We start from the raw sequence: 25,151 nt of genomic DNA, 5'->3' as shown, positions 1-25,151 counted from the left end.
GCTCCGTTAGTTTTAGAGGGGATTTGTCACTAATAAGGGGGTAACTTATCGTAGCGAGAGTCTTTCAAGACTTCTTTGACTCGTTTGAGGTTTTCTCTAAAGCCAGAACCGCGACGTAAGGTGAAACCGGTTGCCAGTACATCAATCACGGTCATTTGCACCACTCGGCTTGCCATCGGCATATACACGTCCGTATCTTCTGGCACATCAAGACAAATCGATAACGAGCTTGCTTTATCGAGTGGCGAGTCCTTGGCGGTAATCGCGATGACGGTAGCGCCGTTTTCACGAGCAAGATTAGCTATTTCCACCTGGCTTTTGGTACGGCCAGTATGGGAAATCAGCACAATAACATCGTTATCCGTACAGTTAATGCAACTCATACGCTGCATCACAATATCCTCAAAACAGCTGATAGGGATATTAAAGCGAATAAATTTATTTTGTGCATCGCGTGCGACGGCTGATGATGCACCTAAACCAAAAAACGAAATACGTTTAGCTTGGGTGAGCAAGTCAACGGCTCGGTTAATTTGCACAGGATCTAGACTATTTTTAGCAACATCCAGACACGCCATGGTTGATTCGAAAATTTTATGCGTGTACGCGTCTGGGCCATCATCCTCTTCTACGTTACGGTTAACGTAAGGGGTGCCATTGGCAAGGCTTTGCGCTAAATGCAGTTTAAAGTCTGGAAAACCTTTGGTATCAAGGCGGCGGCAGAAACGGTTCACCGTTGGCTCACTGACATCAGCCATCTTCGCTAATGTCGCAATGCTAGAGTGAATGGCTGTTTGTGGTGATGCCATAATCACTTCGGCAACCTTACGCTCAGACTTGCTGAAATTTTCTAGGTTTTTTTGAATTTTTTCTAATGTATTCATAGTGTTCACGCAGGCTAGAGAACAACTCGTTGGTCTGGAGTTCGAAAACAATAGGGGAGAAATCAATGGTTTCCGGATGATTGACCCACCAACGCCGATAAGCCGAGTATAAACCTAAGCGTGATAAATCCAGAAACGAAACTCTCAGAAAGACCGTGAGAATATGACAAGCCTCAATTAAATTTTATAAAAACTACACTTTTGGTGTTCAGTTTGGCTCATATAGACGGCTTCTAGCCCATGATTGACGCAAGAGTTACAACAATCTGAAATTTTATTTCTATTTGCTGTAACTCTTCGTGAGGGCTATTGATTAAGAATAGTTTGAGTCAATTGTTCAATCTGCTTCATCAGTTTGGGGGCTTGCAAGGCAATGTCGCGCTGTTCATCCAATACATTGCGCAAAATTCCTTTCGTTGTGAGCGGATTGGCTAACACGACACGAAACACAATAGTGGCCAATTTATCCCATTGATGCGGGTTCAATTGAGTACGAGATACAAATGACTTGCCGGTTTCCCGTTGCTTTTTCTGGATAAACTTAGTGAGCTCGTTAAGTAACTCATTCAGTGCTGCACGCTGCGCACCTTGCGACTTCTCCAATGCTTCGCGCACATGTGCGGGGAGGTATCGGTATGTCAACAGGCATAATTCAGGTTGAGAAACCAACTCGAAATCGGTTTGAGCATCAATCAGATCTGCAAAATAGCGCGCCTTTTCTATGCTCTGATCTATGAGCAGCTCATAGCCAGGACGGCTAATAATATGCATGCTGGCGTAGACCAACATCGCCATGCCAGAGCGGGAACCTTCTAGTGTGTGGCTCCCTAGATCTTTGGAGCCTTGACGCAGAATGTATTGTGCATGGTGTTCAATAGAATGCATCGCATCTGGGTTTTTAAACAGAACCATGCCAGCCCCCATTGGGATGTAAAGCTGTTTATGTGCATCGATAGTCACGGAATCCGCGAGTTCAACGCCATCAAGAAGATGACGATAGTGGTTCGACATTAAAGTTGCACCGCCCCACGCGGCATCAATATGAAAATGGATCTGTTCACGCTGACAAATTTGCGCAATTGTTCTTAGTGGATCTATATTGCCGGTTTCCGTGGTTCCGGCCACACCGACAACGGCAAAAACTTTGATTTTTTGTGCCGTTAACTCTGCAATTTTTTGTTGGAGATGCTCAGGGCAAATACGGTTGTAGGCGTCTGTTTTGACCGCAACTAACCCTTCTTGCCCAATGCCTAACACATCGGCGGCTTTTTTGAGTGAATAATGACCACGCTCGGAGACTAAAATGGCTAGGCCTTCGTACCCGTAATGGCGCATGGCCTTAAACAGCCCCGCTTTTTCTACGCCAGGGAAATCTCCTTCTGCTTTGAGAGCGTTGTTACGTGCCACCCAAAGCGCCGTGATATTCGCAACGGTACCGCCAGAGCAGAATGCACCGAGAGAGTGATCGGCACTGTGCATCCACTGTTGATAAAAGTGGTCATTTTGCCCGTAAATTAACCGATGAATCATGCCGAGAACTTGACGTTCTAGCGGTGTGAACGCTTTGGAGGTTTCAATTTTGACCAGATTTTGGTTCAGGGCAATCATGATTTTTGACAGCGGCATTAAAAAATAGGGGAGCGCCGAGGTCATATGGCCGATAAAACTTGGCGATGCCGTATGCACCGAATGTGAAACCAAAGTATCAAGCAGATGTTGTGTGTGATCGGAAACGAATTGTGGCTGCTCAGGTATTTGAGCATTCGAAAAATCTTTCTCAATCTCTTTGAGTGGTTTTTCTTCGGCAACAATGTGTTTACGTAGGAACTGATTTAAATTGCGAGAAAGTTCCTCATCGATCTTGGTTAAAGTCGAATCTGGACCTTCTGGCACGGTGAAGATCTTGAGCAGAGAATCGAAGTTGACTTGCGCAGATTTTTGTTCTGATACCATACAGCGTCGTTATTATTTTGATTGATGGGTTTCAAGCGGGACAATCTAATTCAAAACGGGAGCAATGTCCCGTCTTAATTCGGAAAGCCTTGATTGCATTCGCGAGTGCTTAAGGGCATTCAATCGCTTCGACTTTTTCGATCGCTTGGTTATATCGATTTAATGCCGATTCAATTTGTTTAGGGTGGCTGAGTAGATCAGCAAGCGCTGAGCGTAATTCATAATTTTGCGAATGTGGTGCGGCTTGTCGATCCGCAAAAGTGACACTCGCTAGCTTGCCGAGTTCATCACTGCGGGTTGCTAGCTGCTTAATCTCTTGCTGTTCTAGCTTTAACCAAGATTCTACGTGCTGAGCAGTCTCAACCTTGGAAGGATCGTGTTGTAAGTAGTAATGTACGGCTGCTCGATTCAATGCGAAATGATGTTGTCTGCCTTCTAAGAACCATTGACTGACTTCGGTTAATTCTGGGTACTGATCGCTTGTGAGCTTCGTAAGATCGCTATACCAATTAAGAGAGGCGTCGATGTAGGCGTCGTATTTTTGACTTAGGCAAGCATTATCTGCGTAGGCAGAGACTGAGATGACTGACATGAGTAAAGCAGTGCTCAGGCGTTTCATAATCTTTCCTTTTTGAATTGTTATAGTTGGTTAGTTCCGATGGGACTTCACTGAAATAAAGTATTACTCCCAAACGACCTCGTGCGCTAAACCGATCGTTTGAGAATGTTTGGTTAATACATTGTTTGCTAAATTGTAAATCTCAAAGCGAAACATTGTAAATGAGACACTCAGGAAATCTTGAGATCTAGCTTGCAAGAGAAACAAAGAATAGGATTAAAACCGGTACCAACAGGCTGAGAATGAAACCACTGACGATGGCGACAGGGACACACTTTACGCCTCCTGTGGTTTGAATGACGGGTAAGGTAAAGTCCATTGCTGTTGCGCCTGCATATCCAATGGCAGTGCAAGGATGACGGCGAATCAACATCGGGATAAGAACCAAGGCAACCAGTTCGCGTAGCAACTCAATCATAAAGGAGGCGCCACCTAACACAGGACCGAACGCTTCACCAACCAAAATGCCTGCTAAAGAGTACCAACCAAAGCCTGATGCCATGGCTAGAGCTTGATAGATCGGCATATCTAAAACCCAAGCGGCCACCATTCCTCCTAACCAGCTGGTTGAAATAATGATCGCTGCGATCACCATACCATGTTTGTTGAGCAGGATTTGCTTGAGCGACAAGCCGCTATTGCGCAGTTGGATACCGATAAAAAACAGTAGGAGAAACAGAATCCAACCGCTGGCGGATTCAACCCAATGTAAGTCTTGATCCAATATCACGCCTACTGCCAACCCCGCACCGACGACAAGAATAAGCTTAGCAGACTCTAGCATCATGCTAGATAACGGGAGCTTTTTGTGAGTGGTATCCGTTTTCAGCGGAAGATAGCGATCAACCAAAGGTAACGCCATCAGATTACAAGCGCCTAAGAGGATAAAAAACACCGCAGTATATTGAACAATGGTTTGTAGATTGCTTTGCAGGTTATCCAACCCCGCTAAGCTTAAGCCCATTAAGAATAAAATCACGTACACCAAATTTGAGGTTGCACGGCTTAAGCGTTGAAGGTGAGACGGGTTATGAATAGTGAATAGATAACCGACAACAAGTGGTAAAAAAATAAAGATCATCCCTGACAGCATAACATCCTCATGGCTGGCTTGTTCAGATGCCACTGGCACTGATTACATCGCTCAGCTTACTTTTAAATTCCAATTCACTCAAATTACTGAGTTTGTAAAGCACTTCAGCACCTTCAGAGTTGATTTCGACATCGTGGTCGTCAATTGCCTCATCCTGCTTTCTAAACATAAGTAGGTGATGTGCAATACGTGCGATATCCAGATAACTCACTTCTGGACGAGTGGCGACTAATTCGCAGTTGCAGGATACTTCTAAAAAGTCGTTATCAAATCCCCAATGGCGCAACACTAACTGACTGATTGAGGAGCACTGCGATTGGAAGATGTGCAACGCAATATCGGGATCCAAATAGTTCCCATTTTGCAGATATAAGTGGTACTCATTGACCAAACAAAACAGCCCAATATCGGCGAGTAACCCCACCAGTAAGGCCTTTTCTAGTTCAAGATAGTGATATTTTTTCGCATCGACACATTTAAACGTTTGTGTCACTAACAGCATGGTTGCTCCTAGTTCCCGCGAAATCGTTGCACTTTTAACCAGTATTCGGTTGCACTCTTTGCTGAGATTGACAGCGTGCTTTAACTGCTCAATAGCTTGTGCGGTGACGATATCACGAACCCTTAAAATGCCTAGCCGAGAAACGGCGGTGACAATATCGGTACAGGTAATGTTGCGTCGGTTAAAGACAACGGAATTAGCGACACGAATAACAGTGGCTGAAAGGCCAGGATCTTCAATCAAGCAGTCTGCTACATCGGTAATGGAGGTGGACTCCTTCAAGCACAGACGCTGAATTTTGAGAACGACATCCGAGATAGGGGGAAGGGATATTTTTCCGGTACTGATAGAAAGCTCGACCAATTGCGCAAATTCACTTTCCAATCCTTGGATGAGTTTATGTTTAGTTTCTGGTAGCCAGTAAAAAGATAGATGACTCATAAAATACACGATCAAGCAAAGTTAAGCGCATTTTAACTATCGCTAAACTAAATAAGCAAACGGTTCCACACGTTTTGGAGAGTGTGCTAGTTTTTTCGTTGAACTATTGAGCGATTTAGTAAACGAGGTTTAATCATTCCAGACAACAAAAAATTGACGCTGTGATACTTGTCTCATAATGTGGCGCAAAATGATTGCACGGGTGTGAGATAAGTCCGGACTTATTTTTCATCGTTAACTATCATTAACCACATAAAATAAGCAAGCTCATGCTAACGATTGAATAGACTTGCTACCAATTTCATTTTTTCGCTTTATTGCTGCTATCTGGTGATCTTCCTTAATCGGGGAATATGATTAAAGGATCAATGGATATGAATGAGCAACAGTTTTTCGATTACGTAAACAAGTTTGGCGCCTACCAAAAACGCTCGATGTTTGGTGGGATTGGTTTGTTTCAACATGATGCAATGTACGTATTAGTCAGTGAAGATCGAATTTTTGTCCGTGGTGGCGAAGAACTTGATCCTGAACTGATTGCTTTGGGATGTGAAAAATATCGCCATGTTAAGAAGCAGACGACAGCAACGGTAAACTATTACGACATCACTGATTTATATGAACAACATCATCCTGAATTAGACTCCATCATCGAACGTTCCATCCAGTTTTCGGTGAATCAGCGAGAGTTTCAACGTTCAGCTGCGAGCCGTCGTTTGCGTGATCTGCCCAATATGCAGCTCACTTTAGAGCGTATGGTGAAAAAAGCGGGTATTGATGATGTTGAAACCTTCATGAGCATGGGTGCTCCTGAAGTGTTTAATAAAGTCCGTCAAGCTTACGGTAGTGATGTGGATGTCAAACTGCTGTGGAAATTTGCAGGTGCTATTGAAGGGATCCATTGGAAGTTATTACAAGAGCCACGCAAGCGTCAGCTACTTGAAAGCTGTCAGCAACGTTAGAGTACGTCGCTAAACGAATCCAATAACGAACAAGTCGAATAAAGAAGCCGGGCGACCCCGGCTTCTTTATTCATATCAGAGTGTTATCTAAAAACTTAGAAGTTAAAGCGCGCAGTAAACATCAACTGGTCGTCATAAAAGTCATTAAAGCGAGCTTCGGCACCGAGAGAAAAGAGTTCGGTAGAATGGAAACGTGCATACACTGAGCCTAACCAATCATCGTTGTTGTCGATAGACACATAACCTGCCTTGCCACCGACTTCGAGTTGAGGGCCTAACCATTGGCGAATACCAACATTCAGTTCCATGCCAGTATCGGCGCTTGAACGTTTGCGGTTATCCACTAAACGAAATAGCATTTCACCCGTCAAATCCGCCCAGTTATTGACTGGTGCATGGAAGCCAAATCCGGCGGCAACGTCATAGTCACTCTCAAATTCAGAGTCGATACGAGCAATAGCATGAGCATTAGGGTGTATAGAACGGCTCATCGCAGCACCAAAAGTAACCGGGCTAGCGCCGATGCGCGCTTCTACGTAGTCATAGCTAAAGTTGCTCATTACGGTACGGCTATCATTATTATTACCGTCAACAGCGAATGCTGAACCCGCGGTAAGAAGTAGTGCAGTTGCAATGATTGTTTTACGCATAATTAAGATAAACCTATATCTTCTGATTAATTCCAAGGCCACTGCCTGTAAATCCACAGTGACTGAAGCCATAAAATCGACTCCGGGCTCATGGTTGACATCATAAGGCATTGATGTATCAAGCTACTATCAAAAAATGTCAGAGTTTTGTCGTTGATATGAATTTTAAGCAAGTTAAATGCCAGATTGCTACTCACCAAAGCTCATTCTTTTGGCTGAGATCGCATTCAGAATTTTTTCTGCATCTAAGATTTGAATCCAAGGCATTAAGTCATCAGTATTTTCAATGACGTATTGGGTCAGTTGTTCTTTTACCACCTGACGTAATTGTTCACCGTGCCAGGGTTTAGCAATATAAAAGTGTAAACTGGCATGGTTAACCGCTTGAACGGTATCTTCCAGTCCCGCTTGGCCAGTAAGCAGCATTTTGCGTGTTTTGGCTGTATCGCTGTCTTGGTTGAGTTCAATCAGAAATTGGATTCCAGTCTGCTCCGGCATGATGTGATCGCACAGGATGAGAGCGAGGGGGATCGCCTCTTGGCGATAATCCTCAATCACGGATTTCGCTTCCGCAACCGACTCGGCCGCTTCAATAATGAAATGCTCTTCAAAACAATCGAGATCTTGCACGACACTGTCGAGCACTTCTCGTTCATCATCTACACATAAAATCAGGTATTTATTCATCATTAGCTCCTTGTTACCGTGGATGCATCGAGCGGTAGCCACACTGTCATGGTGGTGTAGAGATTGGGTTCGGATTCGACTTCAATCCATCCTTGATGTTGCAGAATGATCTGCTGGCATACAGAAAGCCCAATGCCAAGACCAAAATTACCTTCTCGTTTAGTGGTGTAATTGAGGGCGAATATCTGTTCTTTAAGCTGGTCTGGAATACCACAACCATTATCAGTAAAGCGAACGACGGCATAATCGATATTTTGATGCTGTTGTTGCTGAGTCTCTATACGTAATACGCCATGCTCCGGAAATGCATCAATCGCATTCGAAATGAGGTTGGTCCAGACTTGCTGCAAAGCGATAGGTAAACAATAAATGAAAGGCAGTGGGGCGTACTCTTTTTCTACTTTATGCCGCTTTAGACGATTTTCGAAAATGACCAGAGTGTCTTCGATGCCTTCATGAATATCGACTAATCGATAAGTTTCATCGTCGGGACGCGCATAGCCTTTAAGGCTTTTCACCATATCTGCGATGCGTTGTGCGCAAACTTGAATTGAGCGCAGTGTGCTGCCGGTAATATGGTAACTTTCTAATTGTTCGAGTTGTTTTTGGGCGGTTTCAGGGCTGCTTCTGGCAAGCTGAATCATCGCTTCGTCATTATCAAGGCCGAGCTTGACCATCTTTTTTGCCATCAAACGATGATGAATGAGCTCTTCTAATTGTTTCGCTTTGCCCCGCTCTTCCGAGGTTGAGATCGGTTTGGCTTGCATGGATTGGTAAAGCAATTGTGCACCGAGCTGCTCTGTGTCTGCTCGATCTTCTCCTTCAATAAGAAGACGAATATGCGAAGAGAGGGTTTCCGTACCTCTCAAAATGGCCGCCACCGGATTATTGAGTTCGTGTGCGACCCCTGCGACCAGTTGGCCTAGCATGGCCATTTTCTCGCGTTCCATGAGTTGTTGATGTGCTGATTCAAGAGAATCGAGGGTTTTTTGCAGTTCCAGTTTGGTGGTGATACTGCGTTGTAAACGCCGGTTAAAGTGGCGCAGCAGTAGGTTGGTAAACAGTGGCAGTAAGCTAGTATCGTTATGCATCACCTTGGTAAACACATCGCGATCGAGTTTAATCACTTCAGTTTTGGTTAAGGTTATCGCGGTAGAAAAGGAGGGCTCACCAGTGACAAATGACATCCCTCCAACAATATTGCCCTTTTTATGGCGTACCACTTCACGTTGTTGGCCAAGGTCATCTTTTTTGTAGAGCGCGACTTCTCCTTCCGTAATAAACCATAAAAACCGGTTCGGTTCGCCTTCTTGGGTGAGCAAATGTTGTGCTGAATAGGTTCGGCAGGCCTGTGTTTCATCTTTTTCATCAAAGAATTGGTACAAAGCCCCAATCACTTTTTCGGCTAATTCACTGTCGGAGAGTCGGTGGTAATCGGTGATGAAGCCTTCACTGTAGCTACGCATTTTATAATCAATGTGTGCACGCAGTAGGCGTTGTTGATCCAACACTGTGCTGTAGCTAAGTATATTGTCTTTGTCGTGCTCTAACACAAAGGAGGTCAGCTCTTGTAGTGCGGTTTTACGTAAAACATGATCCTGCAATGGCTTAGTCAGGCAGTAATCTAAACGGCCTTCGTTAACGGCGTTGAGAATGGCTTGGATATCTTGCCCGCAGCTAACCAGAACTTTACGTGCGTAACGAGTGTGGGAAATTTTATCCAATCGGATTAAAAACTCGGCACCGTTGAGTGCTTCATGGTGGCTGGCGATGACGAGAGCGACGATCTGCTCATGTTGTTCAATAAACTCTAACCATTGTTGAGCTTCTTCGATGGATTCTGCACTGCAGAGATCGAATTTATTGGCAAAACCCGCTAGCTCTTGACGCCATTGTTCAATGCTGACCGGGTTGTTATCTAAAATGAGCAGGGCGTAGCGATTCACAACCTTTTCTCTGGCAAGGGTTCACGCCGTTACTTTAGCAGGGATGTCGCTGATGAAGTGGGAGCAGGGTTGGAGAATTCCTAATCAAAAGTGTTGCAATTCAATACTCTGATTTATTTCATACTTTTCCCGCTGTTTGCGCAAATGTTGACAATTATTTGTATCTTGTACGACTTTCGTCCCCTAAACTAATTAAACTCAATCCCAAGGAAATATTCGACTATGAAATCAATAAAAATTATCGGTGCAGTGGGTGGGGCAGTTGCGCTTGGTTTATGCTGGCCGCTCGCGGTAGGACAAATTGGAGAGTCCGCGATAACGGATGGTATTAACAATTTTAAAAGCGCCTCAACCACAGCAGAATTGGTTAATTACCAACGTGGCTATTTATCGTCGCAAATGCAGACGCGTTACCGTATCACAGACCCTGCGATTGTGGCTCAATTGCAAGCGGAAGGGATCCCGACCGAAATCCTAGTGGATAGTCAATTAAGTCATGGTCTGACGGGGGTTTCTGCCGTATCGACATTGCCACAATTCCCGCAATTCCCGTTGCAGATTTTGTCTAATACCCATCTAAATGGAAATACCGATTACACCGTTAAATTGGATCAGTGGAATTATGTATTCCAAGGTGAAGAGCCAATTACGGTAACGGTTGAGCCTGCACAAATGTCGGGTTCTATCACAACATTGGGTGAAATGACCTTCCAACTCAATATGCCTAAAACCATCTTGGATTTTGAAAACCAAGCACAAATGGTGCTTAGCCAAATTTCTGGAGAGGGGCAAGGTAAAGAGAGTGATGGCCTGTGGCTAGGGGCGCAAAATTTCAAACTGGATAAACTGAGTGTGAGTCAAGCGGGTCATTCTGAGTTTGATATGGATGGCTTTAGCTACCATTTCACTTCTGGACTTGATGGCTCGCAAACTCGTTTTACCACGGCGCATCAAATGAAGGTTGCGAATGCCAAATACAGTGACGGCGAGTTTAAAGACTTTGCGTTAGATTTTACGCTCGGTGATTTAGATGCTACGGCGACCAAAGCTCTTTCTGCGCTTTATCAAGGCTCTCCAGAAATGACGGACAAAGATATTGAACAGATTCTGCCACAAGTGGAGGCGCTGTTTAGTAAAGGTTTCTTTGTGGCTATCGATAAATTTGCGGCCAACATTGCAGGGGGCGAGTTTGCTTCTAACTGGCGTTTTGCGGTTCCGGAAGGTACGCAGAATCTTTTACAAGATCCGATGGCGATCGTTCCTGCGTTAACCGGTCAAACGAAAACATTCATTTCTCACCAATTGGTGGAGGCTTTCCCGTTCATTCAACAAGGTATTGACCAGTTGATGATGATGGAGATGATGACAAAAGATGACAAAGGCTACACGCTGGAAGCTGAAATTAAAGAAGGCAATGTGGTTTTCCCGAGTGGAAAAACCATGCCTCTCGTGATGTTGTTAATGCCGTTAATGATGTCGCAAGGCTAACCTGTCATTTTGTTGTATTTTGCTCAAGAAAAGAGGCCGTAAGGTCTCTTTTCTTGCTTTTTATCTGATAAAAAAAGTGGTATTAATCACAACACTTTTCGTTAGCAGGAGCAAAGAACACATGGAGCACAACACCGATACGGTTTATAACTTTAGTGCAGGTCCAGCGGCGTTACCTAAAGCCGTGATGCAGCAAGCACAAGCTGAGTTTGTAAACTGGAATCACCTAGGTACTTCGGTGATGGAAATCAGCCACCGCAGTAAGCCATTCATTCAAGTTGCCGAGCAGGCCGAGCGCGATTTGCGTGATCTTCTGAATATCCCAGTTAATTACAAAGTGCTGTTTTGCCAAGGTGGAGCGCGTGCGCAGTTTGCCGCGGTACCATTGAACTTATTAGGTGAAGCGGAGACGGCAACGTACATTGATGCAGGCTACTGGGCGATGAGCGCAGTGAAAGAAGCGAAGAAATACTGCACTGTCGATGTTTTTGACGCCAAAATCAAAAAAGAAGGCAAAATTGCCGTATTGCCGGCGAGCGAATGGCGCATTGCGAACAATGCTGCCTATGTGCACTTCTGCCCGAATGAAACGATTGATGGAATTGAAATCAACGATTTGCCTGTAACCGACAAACCAATCGTTGCCGATATGTCTTCGACCATCTTGTCGCGTGAAATTGATGTATCGAAGTACGGCGTAATTTACGCCGGCGCACAGAAGAATATTGGCCCTGCGGGGATTTGTATTGCGATCGTCCGTGATGACTTGCTGGATTTGGCTAGCGATCTGTTACCGGGAGTGCTGAATTACAAAATTCTTGCTGAGCAAGAATCGATGTTTAACACCCCACCTACCTTTGCTTGGTATCTATCGGGCCTCGTTTTCCAATGGTTGAAAGCACAAGGTGGCGTCAAAGCGATTGAAGAAGTGAACCGTGCAAAAGCGGCGCTGCTTTATGGCTACATTGATTCATCCGATTTCTACCGTAACGAGATCCATCCAGACAACCGCTCGCTGATGAATGTGCCATTCCAACTCGCGAAACCTGAGTTAGATGACACCTTCTTAGAACTGGCTGAAGCGCGTGGTTTAGTCTCGCTAAAAGGCCATCGTGTGGTTGGTGGTATGCGTGCTTCTATCTATAACGCGATGCCATTAGAAGGCGTTCAGGCTCTTGTCGACTTTATGAAAGAGTTCGAAACGCAATACGCGTAATTCATCTGTCATAGAGGCTTGCATAGCTAACGAAAAAGGCTTCCCTCGGGAAGCCTTTTGTCATACTTGACTCAGCAGAAAACAGAATTTCTAAGCAGTTATAGAATGTACGCCAAATTTACGCACTGAATACGCCACGCGTTCTGCGGGGGTTGGGTAAATCAGTGATGAGCCTAAACTTTCAATGTGCTGCAAACGAGGCAAGAGTCCTGCGCCATTAGCAATCTGAATCGCGAGTCCGGGACGCGCGTTGAGTTCTAACACCATTGGACCTTCTTCTTTATCCAGCACCATGTCGGTTCCAATGTAACCTAACCCCGTCATCTCCCATGCACTGGCGGCTAGTGTGAGCAGTCTTTCCCAGTGGGGTACAACTAACGTGGCAAGCTCTTTACCCGTATCTGGGTGATGAGTCACCGGCTTATTAAATTGCACCGCACGTACAGCTTGACCGGTCGCAATATCAATCCCCACGCCCACTGCGCCTTGGTGCAAGTTGGCTTTACCATCAGAGGCTGAAGTGGAAAGCCGCATCATTGCCATTACAGGGTAGCCCTTAAACACAATAATGCGCACATCTGGCACCCCTTCGTAGCTAAAACCATCAAAACAGTCATCAAACTGAATCAGGTTTTCGACTACTGCGACGTCGTTTTTCCCCCCCAGAGAGAAAAGTCCGGCGAGCGCATTGCTGATGTGGCGTTCCACGTCCTCTTTGTTCATGGTTGATCCCGAAGGCTTGGTGTATATCCCATCTTGGTGAGAGGTCACGACTAAGATCCCTTTGCCACCACTGCCTCGTGCGGGTTTTATGACAAAACCCGGCCAGCTTTTGACCATTTCGTGGATTTTTTTCACTTCGGCTTGATTGCTGATCACTCCGATGAGCTTTGGAACAGTACACCCAGCTCGTTGAGCGATCAGCTTGGTTTTGAGCTTGTCATCCACTAAAGGATACTTGGAACGATCGTTATAACGTCCGATATAAGCGTGGTTACGCTTATTCATCCCCATGATCCCTTTGCGGCGTAACTTAAAAGGGGAGGTGTAATCAGAGAGCGAAAATGAGAACCACATTACTTCTCCTCCACCAATGGTTTGAAGCGGCGTAGTTCAGAAATTCGATAACCGGTGTAAGTTCCTAATAGTAGGATTGCAGCGAGAACAACCAGTTGTAATCCAATGAAATTAAAGGTTAAGTGCTGTACATAAGAGTTGGTCATCGCAAGATAGATGAGTACCGCAGTCGAGAGAGAGCCACCACCTTGCAGCAGCACTTCTTTGGCGCCTTCTTCTTCCCACAGAATCGACATCCGCTCAATCGTCCAAGACAAAATAATCATAGGGAAGAAAGTGATGGTTAAACCTTCGGTTAAACCAACTTTGAACGCGACGACAGTAAAGACCGAGATGATCAAAATCACTGTGATGATGACCGCAGAGATCCGTGCCACCAGCAATAGGTTGAGTTTTGATAAATAACTACGAATGACAAGCCCCGTTCCCACAATCAATAAGAAACCGATGATACCGGTGGTGAGTTGAGTTTGTACAAAGGCCACAGCAATCAGAACTGGCATGAAAGTCCCAGAGGTTTTTAGGCCAATAATCACCCGTAAGAACACCACAATCAGCGCCCCAATCGGGATCAGCATGATGGTTTTGAACATGGCTTGTTCTTCAAGTGGCAAGCTGTGAATCGATAAATTCAGTAACCCATCGGCTTCGACTTTGCTGTCGGTAGCTTGTTGTGGTGTGACTTTTTGCGAAATCATACTGAACATGACTTGGCTGTTTTGTCCACCCACGACATCAAGCAGAGAAACGTTAGATTCATCCCATACTAACAAATCTGGGTGAGTCGGTTGTGTGCCTGTTTCTGGGTTAAACAGGATCCAAGCACTGCCGTTCCATACTTCATTCATATGCTGAATCGACTGACGACGGCGACCATCTTCTAACTGGATTACGCCGACCACTTTATTCGGCACTTGGGCGTAGGAGAGCAGCTTTTGGGTAGTTTCCACCTTGCTCATTTTGTTCAGCAGCAGGGATGCGTTTTGGCTTTCAGTGTCGTTGAGCGTTTTGATCAGTTCACGAGTAAAGGTGACATGATCGGCAGAGCGTTGCGCAGCTCGATCAATCAAAGCAATCGCCGCCGACTCTTCAGGGCCATCAAACGTGGGTTTGACAATTTCTTGTGTCGGTGGAATTTGTACCGCTTTCGCTTGTGGATCCACTAAGAATTGCGCTTTGTAGTAGATGGTTTGTGGGCCGCTGGCTTGACGAATTGACCATTCAATTCGACGACCTGAATCGGTATTAAGGTAAGAAATGCCATAGCCTGGTGATGACGCGGTTTCATTGATCAGGGTATAGCCTTCTTGCGTGAGGGGCGCAGCCAATGAAACTTTGGCCTCTTTGCCTTGCGCGGCAAATTCAATTCGTGCTTCGACATCCCATACTTGACGGGCTTCTCCGGGAGTCCAAGGCACACCGTAATCTTGGTGACGCAATACACTGAGCGTAATACCCGTGACAAACAGCAGGAAGACAGAAATATAAAAAGGAATTTTAGAAGTCATTCGCTCGCCTATTTTTGTTCGGTCTGAATGTATTTTCGACTGACATCGACTAACGCGATGTCACGGATAAACTCGCGGCCGAGTAGAACGGGGTGTGTCATTTGCGAACGGTCAGCAAGAGTAAACTGGGCTTTTTCATGAATCACTCCAAGTTTGACCCAAAGTTCAACCACGGCACGACGTTCTGTATTTTCGTTGGTGGATTGACGAATACGCACATAACGTAGCACAGGCGCTTCAATCCAGTTGGTTTCGGTCTTGGGATTTTTCTCGTCAGCGAGATGGAAACGCACCCAGTTCTTGCCGTTGCGTTCAAACTCTTCAATGTCGATCGCGTTGAGCGAAGAGGTGGCTGCACCAGTATCAATGCGAGCGTCAAAAGATTGTTTGATGGTATCGATGGTAACGCTTTCGATTTCACCCAAGACCACATCATGTCGGGGCTTAGTCAGTGTTGCACTAGGCTCATTAGGAATTTTTACGGACTCGACACGTTTTGGTGCGGGAGGCGGCAGTTTAATTTGGCTGACTTGAGTTTTTAGCTCAGTAATTTGCTGTTCAAGGCTTTCGATATAATCATTTTGCAGACCCAACTGAGATTCTATATTGGTCATTTTTTGGGTCATGTTGGTTTCAGAATTTTGAATCGCGGCGAGTGTCGCTTGGTGGTATTCATCGCCATTGGTGAGTGCGCAGCCCGAAAGCAAACTCAATGCGGCAAAGGGTGCAATTCGCTTAAACATTTGCGACCTTATTATTTTCTAATGAGTGATTGTATAGATAAGTTATAGCAAAGGATGCTTAGCGCATCCTTTGTCAAGGGTAACTTGATACCCGAATAAACGAGTTAAAACTATGTCAATTATGGCTTTTTAGCAATCAGAATGGCACGACGCGGCGCCGGATAACCTTCAACCGTCTTGCTTGGGTCTTGTGGGTCAACGTAATCGGGCAGTGAATTGTGCGTCATCCACTCAGTAGTTCGCTGCTCGCCAAGGGTTGTGGTGTTTTCATCGACAATACGTACATCGACAAACCCAGTTTTTTCTAACCACACTTTAAGAGCCAGCGCAGAAGGGAAGAAGTAGACGTTGCGCATTTGGGCGTAACGATCAAAAGGTACTAAGACAGTATTTTCATCACCTTCTACCACCAAGGTTTCAAGAATTAACTCACCGCCAGAAGTTAACTGGTTTTTCAGCTGTAGCAGATGATCGAGTGGAGAGCGACGATGATACAGCACACCCATGCTGAACACGGTATCAAAGGCGTTCAACTCCGGCATTTGTTCAATACCAAGGGGTAACAAGTGGATGCGTTGGTCATCACCCAGCAGTTTACGCACCGCTTCAAACTGGATCAGAAACAGCTCGGAAGGGTCGATGCCAAACACTTGCTGCGCCCCTTCACCTAACATGCGCCACATGTGATAGCCGTTACCGCAACCTACATCGAGCACCAAACGGTTTTTGAGTGGTGAGATGTGTGGCAGCAAGCGATCCCATTTCCAATCTGAGCGCCATTCGGTATCAATATGAATGCCGTGCAGATGGTAAGGACCTTTACGCCAAGGATGGAAGGTTTTGAGCACCGCTTCCAGCTTCTTCTGTTCACCTTGCGCGAGTGGCTCATGATTGTGTGCCGCTACCGCGTTTTTCAGATCAATCACCTCCGGTTGACCGACCGGAATTTTCTTGAGGTTACGCATCCAGCGATCGAGATCTCCGTGCTGCTTAGCTTGCCAATCCGTCAATTGCTGAGGCAGGGTGTTGAGCCACAACTGTAACTGCGGATGTTGAGCGATCTGTTGGTAAACGTTGGCAAAGTTGAACATGGGGCTAAATACCTAAACTATGCTCTCTGCACATGACTTCAGGATCATGCTTGGCGCAGAGAGTCGCTAACATGAAGATAAATGACAAAAATAGTTAACAAAATAAGCAATTTACTTAATGGCGAACATTGAGCCAAAGTTAAAGCACTGGAACCAGACTTCAAAGCTAGAGAATCCCAACTTAGCAAAGCGTTCTTTATGATCTTGGATTGAATCAGGGCGCATCACATTCTCGATGGCGCTGCGTTTTTGGCTAATTTCCAATTCACTGTAACCGTTGGCACGTTTGAAATCGTGGTGCAAATCGATCAACAGTTCGTGCGCTTCTTGATCAGAAAACACAAATTTTTCCGACAAGATCAAAATGCCACCTGGACGCAGTCCGTTGTAGATTCTCTCCAGTAGTGCGTAGCGATCATCCGGCGCGAGAAACTGCAAGGTAAAGTTGAGTACCACAACAGACGCATTTTCAATCGCGATGTCACGAATATCGGCTTCGATCACTTGCACTGGCGTGTCAGAGCGATAAGCGTTGAGGTGCAGCTTGCAGCGTTCCACCATGGCCGCTGAGTTATCGACCGCAATGATTTGGCAGCCTTCTTGTTTGATATGGCGGCGCATCGACAGCGTAGCCGCACCCAGTGAGCAACCTAAATCGTAAATCTTGGAATGAGGCTTCACAAAGCGCTCAGCCAGCATGCCAATCGCGGAGATGATATTGCTGTAACCCGGCACCGAACGTTGGATCATGTCTGGAAAGACTTCAGCAACGCGCTCGTCAAAGGTGAAATCACCGATTTTATCGATGGGTGCGGAAAAGAGAGTATCTTTTGGGTTCATAGCAGACCTCATGGCAGCGTCTTGTTCCTGATCAAGCTGAACAGGCTCAATAAAAGGCGCGTATTTTATGAAAAATCGCAGCGTCTGTCATTACACACGTGGTGTTTAGGCGAAATAGAAGTATATAGTGCTTGTGGTTTAGAACATGCTCAGTTGTGGTTGTTCTGGTGTGGCGGGAAAGGGGGCTAAGTCAGGCAGCGCGATAGCCTTTTGTAATTGCTGGTAAAGTTGCACCGCGAGCTGAGGTGCCAAATCATTATCTGGCGTATGAATCATCAGATAAGGCTGCTTACCTTGCGCAATCCACTCGGGCAGTTTATGGAGCCAAGCACCGAAAAAGGGTAGGTTAGCCTCAATCTCAGGATGGCCGATAAAACGGATCATCGGATGATTGGCGGTGGCAATCGCATGCACCGGCACTTTCGGTTTTTTCTGCTGCGCATCAATTACCGCTTCGGTATTCGGTAGCGCCGAAAAAACGGGGCGACTGTCCATAATGATGCGATCAATGTTTTGCTCAATCAGCCATTGATGGAGCGCTTTTTCCGCTGCGCCTTTGCCAAAAAAGGCCAAATGACGTACTTCTACGCCCAGTGGAAAATCGGCTGGAAACCAGTCTCTAAAGTTTTTCAATTGCGCCAGATGTTCAGGGCCAAAAGCAGCGGGTAATTGAATGGTCCACATGCCAATTCGGTCGTGCAAGGGCTGCATTAAACGCAAAAAGCTCAGCAGCTCTTCTTTGCAATCGCGCAGTAAATGCTGGTGGGTAATGCTTTTCGGCAGCTTAAAGGTGAAGCGAAAGTCATCATGAGTCGCGGCGCGCCAGTTGAGTACGGTACTGGGCGAGGGCGACGCGTAAAAGGTGGTATTGCCCTCCACGGTGTGAAAAACGCTGGCGTATTTCGCAAGGCGCTCAGAGGCTTGTGTGCCGCTGCCATAAAACTCACTCTGCCATGCAGGGTGAGACCACAGGGTTAAACCGAGTCGCAAGGGAAGAGAAGGCATCACTCTGGCTGGGCTCCTTAAATCATCATCACGAGAGTTTTGAAGAATACGAGATTTTAGCGCTATAATCAGCGCCTATTTTTCCCTTCTGGTTAGCCTTTAATCTCCGGTTGACGGGATTATTGCGTTAAAAAGCAGCAAGGGGTAAGAAAAGACAACAAATTGTACGTGGGAAGGTCGATCTTAAATCCCTTTCGGCGTATAAATGGAACTTTGCTGAAATGGCAGTCTGCTAAGCACACCACGACCTTTCAGCGTTAAATTTGATGACTAATTGAGATTGGGAAATTCACTATGCGTAGCCATTATTGTGGTCACCTGAACAAGTCCTTGGTAGGACAAACTGTAGAGCTGTGCGGCTGGGTTAATCGCCGTCGTGATTTAGGCGGTCTAATCTTCATTGATATGCGAGATCGTGAAGGTGTTGTTCAGGTAGTAGTGGATCCCGATATGGCGGATGTGTTCGCTGTGGCTAACCAACTGCGTAGCGAATTCTGTATCAAACTGACCGGTGAAGTTCGTGCGCGTCCAGAAAGCCAAGTGAATAAAGACATGGCGACCGGTGAAGTTGAACTGTTGGCGCGTGGTCTTGAGATCATTAACCGTTCAGATGTTCTGCCGCTCGACTTCAACCAAAAGAACTCAGAAGAGCAACGCCTTAAGTACCGTTACTTGGATCTGCGTCGCCCAGAGATGAGTGACCGCATTAAACTGCGTGCGAAAGCCTCAAGCTTTGTGCGCCGTTTCTTGGATACACACGGTTTCCTTGATATCGAAACCCCAGTGTTGACCAAAGCGACACCAGAAGGTGCGCGTGACTACTTAGTACCAAGCCGTGTCCACAAAGGCAGTTTCTACGCGCTGCCACAATCACCACAGCTGTTTAAACAGCTACTGATGATGTCTGGCTTTGATCGTTACTACCAAATCGTAAAATGTTTCCGTGACGAAGATTTGCGTGCTGACCGCCAACCTGAATTTACCCAGATCGATATCGAAACGTCTTTCATGACCGCAGAACAAGTGCGTGCTGTGACGGAAAAGATGATTCGTGAAATGTGGCTTGAACTGCTGAATGTGGATCTGGGTGATTTCCCAATCATGCCTTACAGCGAAGCGATGCGTCGTTTCGGCTCAGACAAGCCAGATCTGCGTAACCCAATGGAGCTGGTGGACGTTGCTGATCTGCTGAAAAACGTGGATTTTAAAGTGTTCTCTGGTCCAGCGAATGATCCAAAAGGCCGTGTTGCTGCACTGCGCATCCCAGGTGGCGCAGCACTGACCCGTAAACAAATTGATGAGTACACGGCATTTGTGGCTATTTACGGTGCGAAAGGCTTGGCATGGCTGAAAGTGAATGATTTGGCTGCGGGCATGGAAGGTATTCAATCTCCAGTGGCGAAATTCCTCACTGAAGAGATAATCCAAGCCATCATCGAGCGTACTCAAGCACAAACTGGCGATATCATTCTGTTCGGTGCAGACTCTGCCAAAGTGGTTGCTGAAGCTCTAGGTGCACTGCGTCTGAAAGCGGGTAAAGAGTTGGGTATTACTAATGAATCTGCGTGGGCTCCACTGTGGGTTGTTGATTTCCCTATGTTCGAAGGTGATGACGAAGGTAACGTGGCGGCAATGCACCACCCATTCACTTCACCACTAAACCTGACGCCTGAGCAGTTGAAAGCGAATCCAGAAGAAGCACTGTCAAACGCTTACGATATGGTGTTGAACGGCTACGAAGTGGGTGGTGGTTCAGTCCGTATCCACAACGCAGAAATGCAATCTGCTGTATTTGACATTCTGGGTATCACGCCAGAAGAGCAACGTCTCAAGTTTGGTTTCCTGCTCGATGCGCTGAAGTTTGGTACCCCACCACACGCAGGTCTGGCATTTGGTCTGGATCGTCTGGTGATGCTGCTGTGCGGCACGGAAAACATCCGTGATGTCATTGCCTTCCCGAAAACGACAGCCGCCGCGTGTCTAATGACCGATGCACCAAGTTTGGCGAACCCAGCCGCTCTCGAAGAGCTGGCGATTGCGGTCAAGCTTGCAACGAAAGATAAAGCGTAATCAACGCCTTGCAAAGGGTGGCATTAGCCACCCTTTTTTTTAACCTGCGCAGCACGAGAGCGCAGACAGTAAAATGATACAAACAGGATTTCTTCTTTGGCTCAGATGTACTTTTATTACTCGGCAATGAATGCGGGTAAGTCGACTACCTTATTGCAATCGGCGTTTAACTACCAAGAACGCGGCATGAATCCACTGATTTTTACCGCCGCGATCGACGATCGTTTTGGTGTTGGCAAAGTGAGTTCTCGGATTGGCCTTGAGGCCGAAGCACACCTTTTCCATGCAGATACCGATCTGTTGCATATGATCGCAAAATTACATGAGGCTGAACCTCGTCACTGTATTTTGATGGATGAGTGCCAGTTTCTCTCTAAAGAGCAGGTTTACCAACTGACCGAAGTGGTGGATAAACTGGATATCCCTGTGCTGTGTTACGGCTTACGTACCGATTTCCTTGGTGAGCTGTTTGAAGGCAGTAAATATCTACTCTCATGGGCGGATAAACTGATTGAGCTGAAAACCATTTGTCACTGTGGCCGCAAAGCCAACATGGTGATCCGTACTGATGAACATGGCAACGCCATCAGCGAAGGAGATCAGGTGGCGATTGGAGGCAACGATAAATATGTTTCGGTATGCCGCCAGCACTATAAAGAGGCGTTGGGTCGCTAAGTGGATTCATCTTCTCACTGGTTACCATGACCCGTGACTGAGTAAAGAAAAAAGCCAGACGGATAATGTCTGGCTTTTTTTATGAATGATAATGATCAGCGATTAGGCTTCACGTTTTTCCAGCTCAGCCGCCGCTTCCTCAGTGATCATCGAATCCACAATCACGGCACAAGCCGCATCGCCGGTAATGTTGAGCGCAGTACGGATCATGTCGAAGATACGATCCAGTGCAAACAGCAGTGGTAGACCTTCAATAGGAATACCAGCAGAGAGCAGAACCGCCACCACAAGGAATGAAGGCCCCGGAACACCCGCTTGACCAACCGCACCCAAAGTCGCCGTCACGATGATTGCAATGTAAGCGCCCATGCTGAGTTCAATATTGAACAGCTGAGCAAAGAAGATAGCCACCAGACCGTAGTAGATCGCGTTACCTGACATGTTGATGGTCGCGCCCAAAGGCAGTACGAAAGAAGCCGTTGAGTTGCGCACACCCAGATCGTTTTTCACCGTATCCATAGTGACAGGCAGTGTCGCCATAGAAGAGGCAGTAGACAGTGCAACCGCTTGTGGCTTTTTCATTGCTTGAATGAACTTTTTCGCCGATGTTTTGCTGAACAGTTGGATCATGACTGGGTAAGCCACAAAGCCAAAAATCGCAATCGCTGCTACGTAAACGACAAACAGCTTAAACACCACCATCAGTGCGCTGAAACCGAAAGTACCCACGGCATCGGCCATTAAGCCAAATACACCAATAGGTGCAATCAGCATCACTTTATTGATCATCCACACCATGGCATCAACAATGGTGTTCACCGCGTTGATCACTGGGTCACGTTTTTCTTTGGCTTGCTTAGAAATCGCAATGCCTAAAAACAGACAGAAAACCAAGATCTGCAGGATGTTAGCTTCGTTCAGTGACTGGAAAACGTTGGTTGGGATCATACCAATAATGGTTGCCCAGAAAGTGGGGAGCTCACCTTGCGCTGCGTATTCTGCTGAGAACATGCTCTCAACGCCAGAAACATCAACACCAACACCCGGTTGGAATAGTTCACCCATGATCAATGCTAGAGCAACGGCTGCTGCAGATGTAAGCGCGAAGTAACTGAGTGTAACGGCGCCGACCTTGCCCGCGGCATGGCTATCACCCAGACCTGCCGCACCAGAAATTAGTGCCACAGCAACTAGAGGGATGACCAGCATTTTGATCAGATTAATAAAAATTGCACCTAGTGGGGCAAATAGTGTGGCATCGTGGCCCATTGCTGCACCCACGGCAGTACCCGCGAGCATGGCGATCACGACTTGTACGCCGATGTTGTTTAGTAAACCCTTTGTCTTTAACACTTCCATAACCTCTGTGCTAATAAATTGTAAATTCCTAGTGTTAGCCACTAGTGTCATATCACTATATGGGCAAAAATTTTGCTCCTGCTTTTTACACGGAATGTTTACATTTAGCAATAAGCGCATCGAGCGATTTCTCAATAGCGGAATAAAACGAGAGCGATTTGGCGTTTTTACCCGCAAGGAAAACGTTTGCTATTGGTTTCGTGAATGGGTTTGTGTTGCTGGTATGGGTTTATTGGTGTTTTGCGTGCTGAAGGATTGTTAATGAAATGATGCGGCATTTCGGTGGTGGAAGTGCCGCATCAAATTAAGCTATGAGTTAAATTTGTGTTGCTTGCTTCATGGCTTGAGTGAAGTTTGCGAGCTCAGTAAGCTGTTTTGCAGGGTTATCCAAATGTGTTTCAATGATTTTCACTACTGCAGACCCTGAAATTGCACCGGCTGCGCCGGCTTCAATTGCTTGTTTGACCTGAGCGGGCTCCGAAATACCGAAACCCAGTAACGCAGGTGGCGCATCGAATTGTTGCAGACGTTCAAGTAAAGCATGTACTGGCATATTGGCTTTGGTTTCTGCCCCAGTCACCCCAGCGCGTGATAGTAGGTAGGTGTAGCCTTTGCCTAGTTGAGCAACTGCTCGTAAGGTTTCATCACTGGCCGTTGGTGGCGCAATAAAGATCGGCTGAATACCAAACTTCTCTGCGGCCGCCACAAAAGGTTGGCTTTCATTGGTAGGCACATCCGCAATCAGCACCGAATCCACTCCAGCTTTTTGGCAGCGTTGATAAAAATCTTCGATACCGCGTGCGTACACCAAGTTGGCATACATCAGTAAACCAATCGGAGTGTCAGGGTTGCGCTCACGAATCTGCGCGATCAGCTCAAAACAGACATCTGGCGTGGTTTTCGCCGCTAATGCACGTAAGTTCGCGCCTTGAATCGTCGGGCCATCGGCCAGAGGATCTGAGAACGGCATACCAAGCTCAAGCGCATCTGCTCCTGCATCAATCAGAGTTTGCATGATGGCGAGTGACTGCTCTGGGTTTGGGTCACCAATGGTTACGAAAGGAACGAAAGCGCCTTGCTGCGCAGCGCTCAGGCGTTGAAATAGGGCTTGATAACGGTTCATTACAACGCTCCTTTGTCTTCAAGTAATTTGTGTACGGTGAAAATATCCTTATCACCTCGGCCCGAAAGGTTAACCACGAGCAACTGCTCTTTGTCTGGCTCGGCATACGCCATTTTGATTGCATGTGCGAGAGCGTGTGAAGACTCCAGTGCTGGGATGATGCCTTCGTTACGTGCCAACGCTTGGAACGCATCAAGTGCTTCATCATCGGTAATGCTTTCGTATTCGGCGCGGCCAATGGCATTCAGGTAAGCATGCTGTGGCCCCACCGATGGGAAATCCAGCCCCGCAGAGACAGAGTAAGACTCTTCCACTTGACCATGTTCATCTTGCATCAACGGTGCTTTCATGCCGAAGAAGATACCAGTTTTACCGTGTTTAAGTGGCGCGCCATGTTGGTGGGTATCAATGCCTTTACCAGCTGGCTCAATACCGATCAAACGTACCGATTCCTCTTCGATGAAATCAGCAAACATGCCAATCGCGTTTGAACCACCGCCGACACAGGCGATCACCGCATCGGGCAAACGACCTTCACGAGCAAGGATTTGGTTTTTGGTTTCTTCGCCAATAATGCGTTGGAATTCACGCACAATGGTTGGGAACGGGTGAGGGCCCGCCGCAGTGCCGAGCAGATAATGCGCGGTTTCGTAGCTACCAGACCAGTCACGCAGCGCTTCGTTACAGGCATCTTTTAGCGTTGCTGACCCTGAATGAACCGGAATCACGGTTGCGCCCATCAAGCGCATACGGAACACGTTCGGGCTTTGGCGCTCAACGTCTTTCGCACCCATGTACACGCGGCACTTTAGGCCAAGCAGCGCACAGGCTAATGCCGTCGCCACACCGTGTTGCCCCGCACCAGTTTCGGCGATGATTTCATGTTTGCCCATGCGTTTTGCTAGCAGGGCTTGGCCAAGTACTTGGTTGGTTTTGTGCGCGCCGCCGTGCAGCAGATCTTCACGCTTCAAATAGAGTTTGGTTTTGGTGCCTTTGGTGATGTTTTGCGTCAGCGTCAGCGCCGTGGGGCGACCTGCGTACTCTTGCAGTAGGCTCATAAATTCAGCGCGAAAAACATCATCCTGCTGGGCATCAATAAAAGCTTGTTCCAGTTGATCGAGTGCCGGAACCAAAATTTGTGGCACAAACTGCCCACCGAATTCGCCAAAATAGGCGTTTAATTTAGCCATGCTTACATTCCTTTCTTATGCATGTTGCC

The 25,151-nt window shown here is 46.6% G+C and carries 22 protein-coding genes; 5 read left to right on the top strand and 17 right to left on the bottom strand.

The window, feature by feature from the left end:
* Window positions 1-29: 29 nt before the first annotated feature.
* From EPB59_RS07250 to EPB59_RS07230, 5 genes are all read right to left on the bottom strand, one after another.
* Window positions 30-884, bottom strand: a complete 855-nt coding sequence (locus tag EPB59_RS07250) for a MurR/RpiR family transcriptional regulator (RefSeq protein ID WP_001093848.1) — start codon at window positions 882-884, stop codon at window positions 30-32.
* 306 nt (window positions 885-1,190) lie between these two features.
* Window positions 1,191-2,837: a pyridoxal-dependent aspartate 1-decarboxylase PanP gene (panP, locus tag EPB59_RS07245; RefSeq protein WP_055050564.1), complete on the bottom strand. Its 1,647-nt coding sequence runs from the start codon at window positions 2,835-2,837 to the stop codon at window positions 1,191-1,193.
* Window positions 2,838-2,946: 109 nt separating this feature from the next.
* Window positions 2,947-3,456 carry a hypothetical protein gene (locus EPB59_RS07240; RefSeq protein WP_055050565.1) on the bottom strand — a complete coding sequence of 170 codons (510 nt, stop codon included), beginning with the start codon at window positions 3,454-3,456 and terminating at the stop codon, window positions 2,947-2,949.
* Window positions 3,457-3,643: 187 nt separating this feature from the next.
* Entirely contained in the window at window positions 3,644-4,549 is a 906-nt protein-coding gene (locus EPB59_RS07235) for a lysine exporter LysO family protein (protein ID WP_055050853.1), read from the bottom strand.
* A 22-nt stretch (window positions 4,550-4,571) separates the two neighbouring features.
* Complete coding sequence (locus tag EPB59_RS07230) at window positions 4,572-5,492, bottom strand: HDOD domain-containing protein (RefSeq protein WP_195706945.1); 921 nt, start codon at window positions 5,490-5,492, stop codon at window positions 4,572-4,574.
* A 374-nt stretch (window positions 5,493-5,866) separates the two neighbouring features.
* Between EPB59_RS07230 and EPB59_RS07225 the strand changes: the two genes are divergently transcribed.
* Window positions 5,867-6,454 (top strand): TfoX/Sxy family DNA transformation protein, encoded by a 588-nt coding sequence (locus EPB59_RS07225; RefSeq protein WP_055050567.1) that lies wholly within the window; start codon window positions 5,867-5,869, stop codon window positions 6,452-6,454.
* Between the two features lie 95 nt (window positions 6,455-6,549).
* Here EPB59_RS07225 and EPB59_RS07220 read toward each other — a convergent pair whose 3' ends face one another.
* The 3 genes from EPB59_RS07220 to EPB59_RS07210 form a co-directional block, all read right to left on the bottom strand.
* Window positions 6,550-7,104, bottom strand: coding sequence for a hypothetical protein (locus EPB59_RS07220; RefSeq protein WP_055050568.1), 555 nt, complete (start codon window positions 7,102-7,104; stop codon window positions 6,550-6,552).
* 189 nt (window positions 7,105-7,293) lie between these two features.
* A complete protein-coding gene (locus EPB59_RS07215) occupies window positions 7,294-7,791 on the bottom strand; it encodes a response regulator (protein WP_055043814.1) in 498 nt (165 codons plus the stop codon).
* A 2-nt stretch (window positions 7,792-7,793) separates the two neighbouring features.
* Window positions 7,794-9,737 (bottom strand): ATP-binding protein, encoded by a 1,944-nt coding sequence (locus EPB59_RS07210; protein WP_154172081.1) that lies wholly within the window; start codon window positions 9,735-9,737, stop codon window positions 7,794-7,796.
* A 222-nt stretch (window positions 9,738-9,959) separates the two neighbouring features.
* Between EPB59_RS07210 and EPB59_RS07205 the strand changes: the two genes are divergently transcribed.
* Together EPB59_RS07205 and serC are read left to right on the top strand one after the other, a co-directional pair.
* Window positions 9,960-11,225 (top strand): DUF945 family protein, encoded by a 1,266-nt coding sequence (locus EPB59_RS07205; protein WP_055050570.1) that lies wholly within the window; start codon window positions 9,960-9,962, stop codon window positions 11,223-11,225.
* A 121-nt stretch (window positions 11,226-11,346) separates the two neighbouring features.
* Window positions 11,347-12,441, top strand: coding sequence for a 3-phosphoserine/phosphohydroxythreonine transaminase (gene serC / locus EPB59_RS07200; protein WP_195706944.1), 1,095 nt, complete (start codon window positions 11,347-11,349; stop codon window positions 12,439-12,441).
* Window positions 12,442-12,531: 90 nt separating this feature from the next.
* Here the strand turns inward: serC and EPB59_RS07195 are convergent, their stop codons facing one another.
* The 6 genes from EPB59_RS07195 to EPB59_RS07170 all read right to left on the bottom strand — a co-directional run bounded on the left by EPB59_RS07195 (window position 12,532) and on the right by EPB59_RS07170 (window position 18,708).
* Entirely contained in the window at window positions 12,532-13,518 is a 987-nt protein-coding gene (locus EPB59_RS07195; RefSeq protein ID WP_154172079.1) for an alpha-L-glutamate ligase-like protein, read from the bottom strand.
* The gene (locus EPB59_RS07190; RefSeq protein ID WP_055050573.1) at window positions 13,518-15,026 is read right to left on the bottom strand and encodes an inactive transglutaminase family protein; all 1,509 of its coding nucleotides are present in this window, start codon (window positions 15,024-15,026) and stop codon (window positions 13,518-13,520) included. The genes EPB59_RS07195 and EPB59_RS07190 overlap by 1 nt, the downstream gene beginning before the upstream one ends.
* Window positions 15,027-15,034: 8 nt before the next feature.
* On the bottom strand, window positions 15,035-15,769 hold the full coding sequence (locus EPB59_RS07185; protein WP_154172077.1) for an ATP-dependent zinc protease family protein: 735 nt from the start codon (window positions 15,767-15,769) through the stop codon (window positions 15,035-15,037).
* Between the two features lie 119 nt (window positions 15,770-15,888).
* The gene (gene cmoB / locus EPB59_RS07180; RefSeq protein WP_000481528.1) at window positions 15,889-16,860 is read right to left on the bottom strand and encodes a tRNA 5-methoxyuridine(34)/uridine 5-oxyacetic acid(34) synthase CmoB; all 972 of its coding nucleotides are present in this window, start codon (window positions 16,858-16,860) and stop codon (window positions 15,889-15,891) included.
* A gap of 111 nt (window positions 16,861-16,971) precedes the next feature.
* Window positions 16,972-17,700 (bottom strand): carboxy-S-adenosyl-L-methionine synthase CmoA, encoded by a 729-nt coding sequence (cmoA, locus tag EPB59_RS07175; RefSeq protein WP_002043690.1) that lies wholly within the window; start codon window positions 17,698-17,700, stop codon window positions 16,972-16,974.
* A 138-nt stretch (window positions 17,701-17,838) separates the two neighbouring features.
* Complete coding sequence (locus EPB59_RS07170; RefSeq protein WP_154172075.1) at window positions 17,839-18,708, bottom strand: DUF72 domain-containing protein; 870 nt, start codon at window positions 18,706-18,708, stop codon at window positions 17,839-17,841.
* Window positions 18,709-18,999: 291 nt separating this feature from the next.
* Here EPB59_RS07170 and aspS point away from each other — a divergent pair, with 291 nt between their 5' ends.
* Window positions 19,000-20,775, top strand: coding sequence for an aspartate--tRNA ligase (gene aspS, locus EPB59_RS07165; protein ID WP_154172073.1), 1,776 nt, complete (start codon window positions 19,000-19,002; stop codon window positions 20,773-20,775).
* Window positions 20,776-20,871: 96 nt separating this feature from the next.
* Window positions 20,872-21,450: a thymidine kinase gene (locus EPB59_RS07160; protein WP_055050578.1), complete on the top strand. Its 579-nt coding sequence runs from the start codon at window positions 20,872-20,874 to the stop codon at window positions 21,448-21,450.
* A gap of 102 nt (window positions 21,451-21,552) precedes the next feature.
* On the opposite strand, the gene EPB59_RS07155 is transcribed toward EPB59_RS07160, so the two are convergent.
* The 3 genes from EPB59_RS07155 to trpB all read right to left on the bottom strand — a co-directional run bounded on the left by EPB59_RS07155 (window position 21,553) and on the right by trpB (window position 25,122).
* A complete protein-coding gene (locus tag EPB59_RS07155) occupies window positions 21,553-22,809 on the bottom strand; it encodes a dicarboxylate/amino acid:cation symporter (RefSeq protein ID WP_154172071.1) in 1,257 nt (418 codons plus the stop codon).
* A gap of 316 nt (window positions 22,810-23,125) precedes the next feature.
* Window positions 23,126-23,932: a tryptophan synthase subunit alpha gene (trpA, locus tag EPB59_RS07150; protein ID WP_055030982.1), complete on the bottom strand. Its 807-nt coding sequence runs from the start codon at window positions 23,930-23,932 to the stop codon at window positions 23,126-23,128.
* Window positions 23,932-25,122: a tryptophan synthase subunit beta gene (trpB, locus tag EPB59_RS07145; protein WP_033930861.1), complete on the bottom strand. Its 1,191-nt coding sequence runs from the start codon at window positions 25,120-25,122 to the stop codon at window positions 23,932-23,934. The genes trpA and trpB overlap by 1 nt, the downstream gene beginning before the upstream one ends.
* Between the last annotated feature and the right edge of the window lie 29 nt (window positions 25,123-25,151).

Source organism: Vibrio metoecus (genome assembly GCF_009665255.1).
In the GTDB taxonomy this organism is placed as follows: Bacteria; Pseudomonadota; Gammaproteobacteria; order Enterobacterales; family Vibrionaceae; genus Vibrio; species Vibrio metoecus_B.
Note: the sequence above shows the minus strand (reverse complement) of the source record. Positions and strands in the feature narration are given on the sequence as shown.

Excerpts from the sequence above, each read along its gene's own strand:
- EPB59_RS07225 (WP_055050567.1), top strand. The coding sequence starts at position 5,867 with ATGAATGAGCAACAGTTTTTCGATTACGTAAACAAGTTTGGCGCCTAC.
- EPB59_RS07230 (WP_195706945.1), bottom strand. The coding sequence starts at position 5,492 with ATGAGTCATCTATCTTTTTACTGGCTACCAGAAACTAAACATAAACTC.
- EPB59_RS07235 (WP_055050853.1), bottom strand. The coding sequence starts at position 4,549 with ATGCTGTCAGGGATGATCTTTATTTTTTTACCACTTGTTGTCGGTTAT.
- EPB59_RS07220 (WP_055050568.1), bottom strand. The coding sequence starts at position 7,104 with ATGCGTAAAACAATCATTGCAACTGCACTACTTCTTACCGCGGGTTCA.
- cmoA (WP_002043690.1), bottom strand. The coding sequence starts at position 17,700 with ATGAACCCAAAAGATACTCTCTTTTCCGCACCCATCGATAAAATCGGT.
- EPB59_RS07190 (WP_055050573.1), bottom strand. The coding sequence starts at position 15,026 with ATGACTTCTAAAATTCCTTTTTATATTTCTGTCTTCCTGCTGTTTGTC.
- EPB59_RS07240 (WP_055050565.1), bottom strand. The coding sequence starts at position 3,456 with ATGAAACGCCTGAGCACTGCTTTACTCATGTCAGTCATCTCAGTCTCT.
- trpA (WP_055030982.1), bottom strand. The coding sequence starts at position 23,932 with ATGAACCGTTATCAAGCCCTATTTCAACGCCTGAGCGCTGCGCAGCAA.
- EPB59_RS07155 (WP_154172071.1), bottom strand. The coding sequence starts at position 22,809 with ATGGAAGTGTTAAAGACAAAGGGTTTACTAAACAACATCGGCGTACAA.
- EPB59_RS07195 (WP_154172079.1), bottom strand. The coding sequence starts at position 13,518 with ATGTGGTTCTCATTTTCGCTCTCTGATTACACCTCCCCTTTTAAGTTA.
- cmoB (WP_000481528.1), bottom strand. The coding sequence starts at position 16,860 with ATGTTCAACTTTGCCAACGTTTACCAACAGATCGCTCAACATCCGCAG.
- EPB59_RS07215 (WP_055043814.1), bottom strand. The coding sequence starts at position 7,791 with ATGAATAAATACCTGATTTTATGTGTAGATGATGAACGAGAAGTGCTC.
- EPB59_RS07185 (WP_154172077.1), bottom strand. The coding sequence starts at position 15,769 with ATGTTTAAGCGAATTGCACCCTTTGCCGCATTGAGTTTGCTTTCGGGC.
- trpB (WP_033930861.1), bottom strand. The coding sequence starts at position 25,122 with ATGGCTAAATTAAACGCCTATTTTGGCGAATTCGGTGGGCAGTTTGTG.
- panP (WP_055050564.1), bottom strand. The coding sequence starts at position 2,837 with ATGGTATCAGAACAAAAATCTGCGCAAGTCAACTTCGATTCTCTGCTC.
- serC (WP_195706944.1), top strand. The coding sequence starts at position 11,347 with ATGGAGCACAACACCGATACGGTTTATAACTTTAGTGCAGGTCCAGCG.
- EPB59_RS07205 (WP_055050570.1), top strand. The coding sequence starts at position 9,960 with ATGAAATCAATAAAAATTATCGGTGCAGTGGGTGGGGCAGTTGCGCTT.
- aspS (WP_154172073.1), top strand. The coding sequence starts at position 19,000 with ATGCGTAGCCATTATTGTGGTCACCTGAACAAGTCCTTGGTAGGACAA.
- EPB59_RS07250 (WP_001093848.1), bottom strand. The coding sequence starts at position 884 with ATGAATACATTAGAAAAAATTCAAAAAAACCTAGAAAATTTCAGCAAG.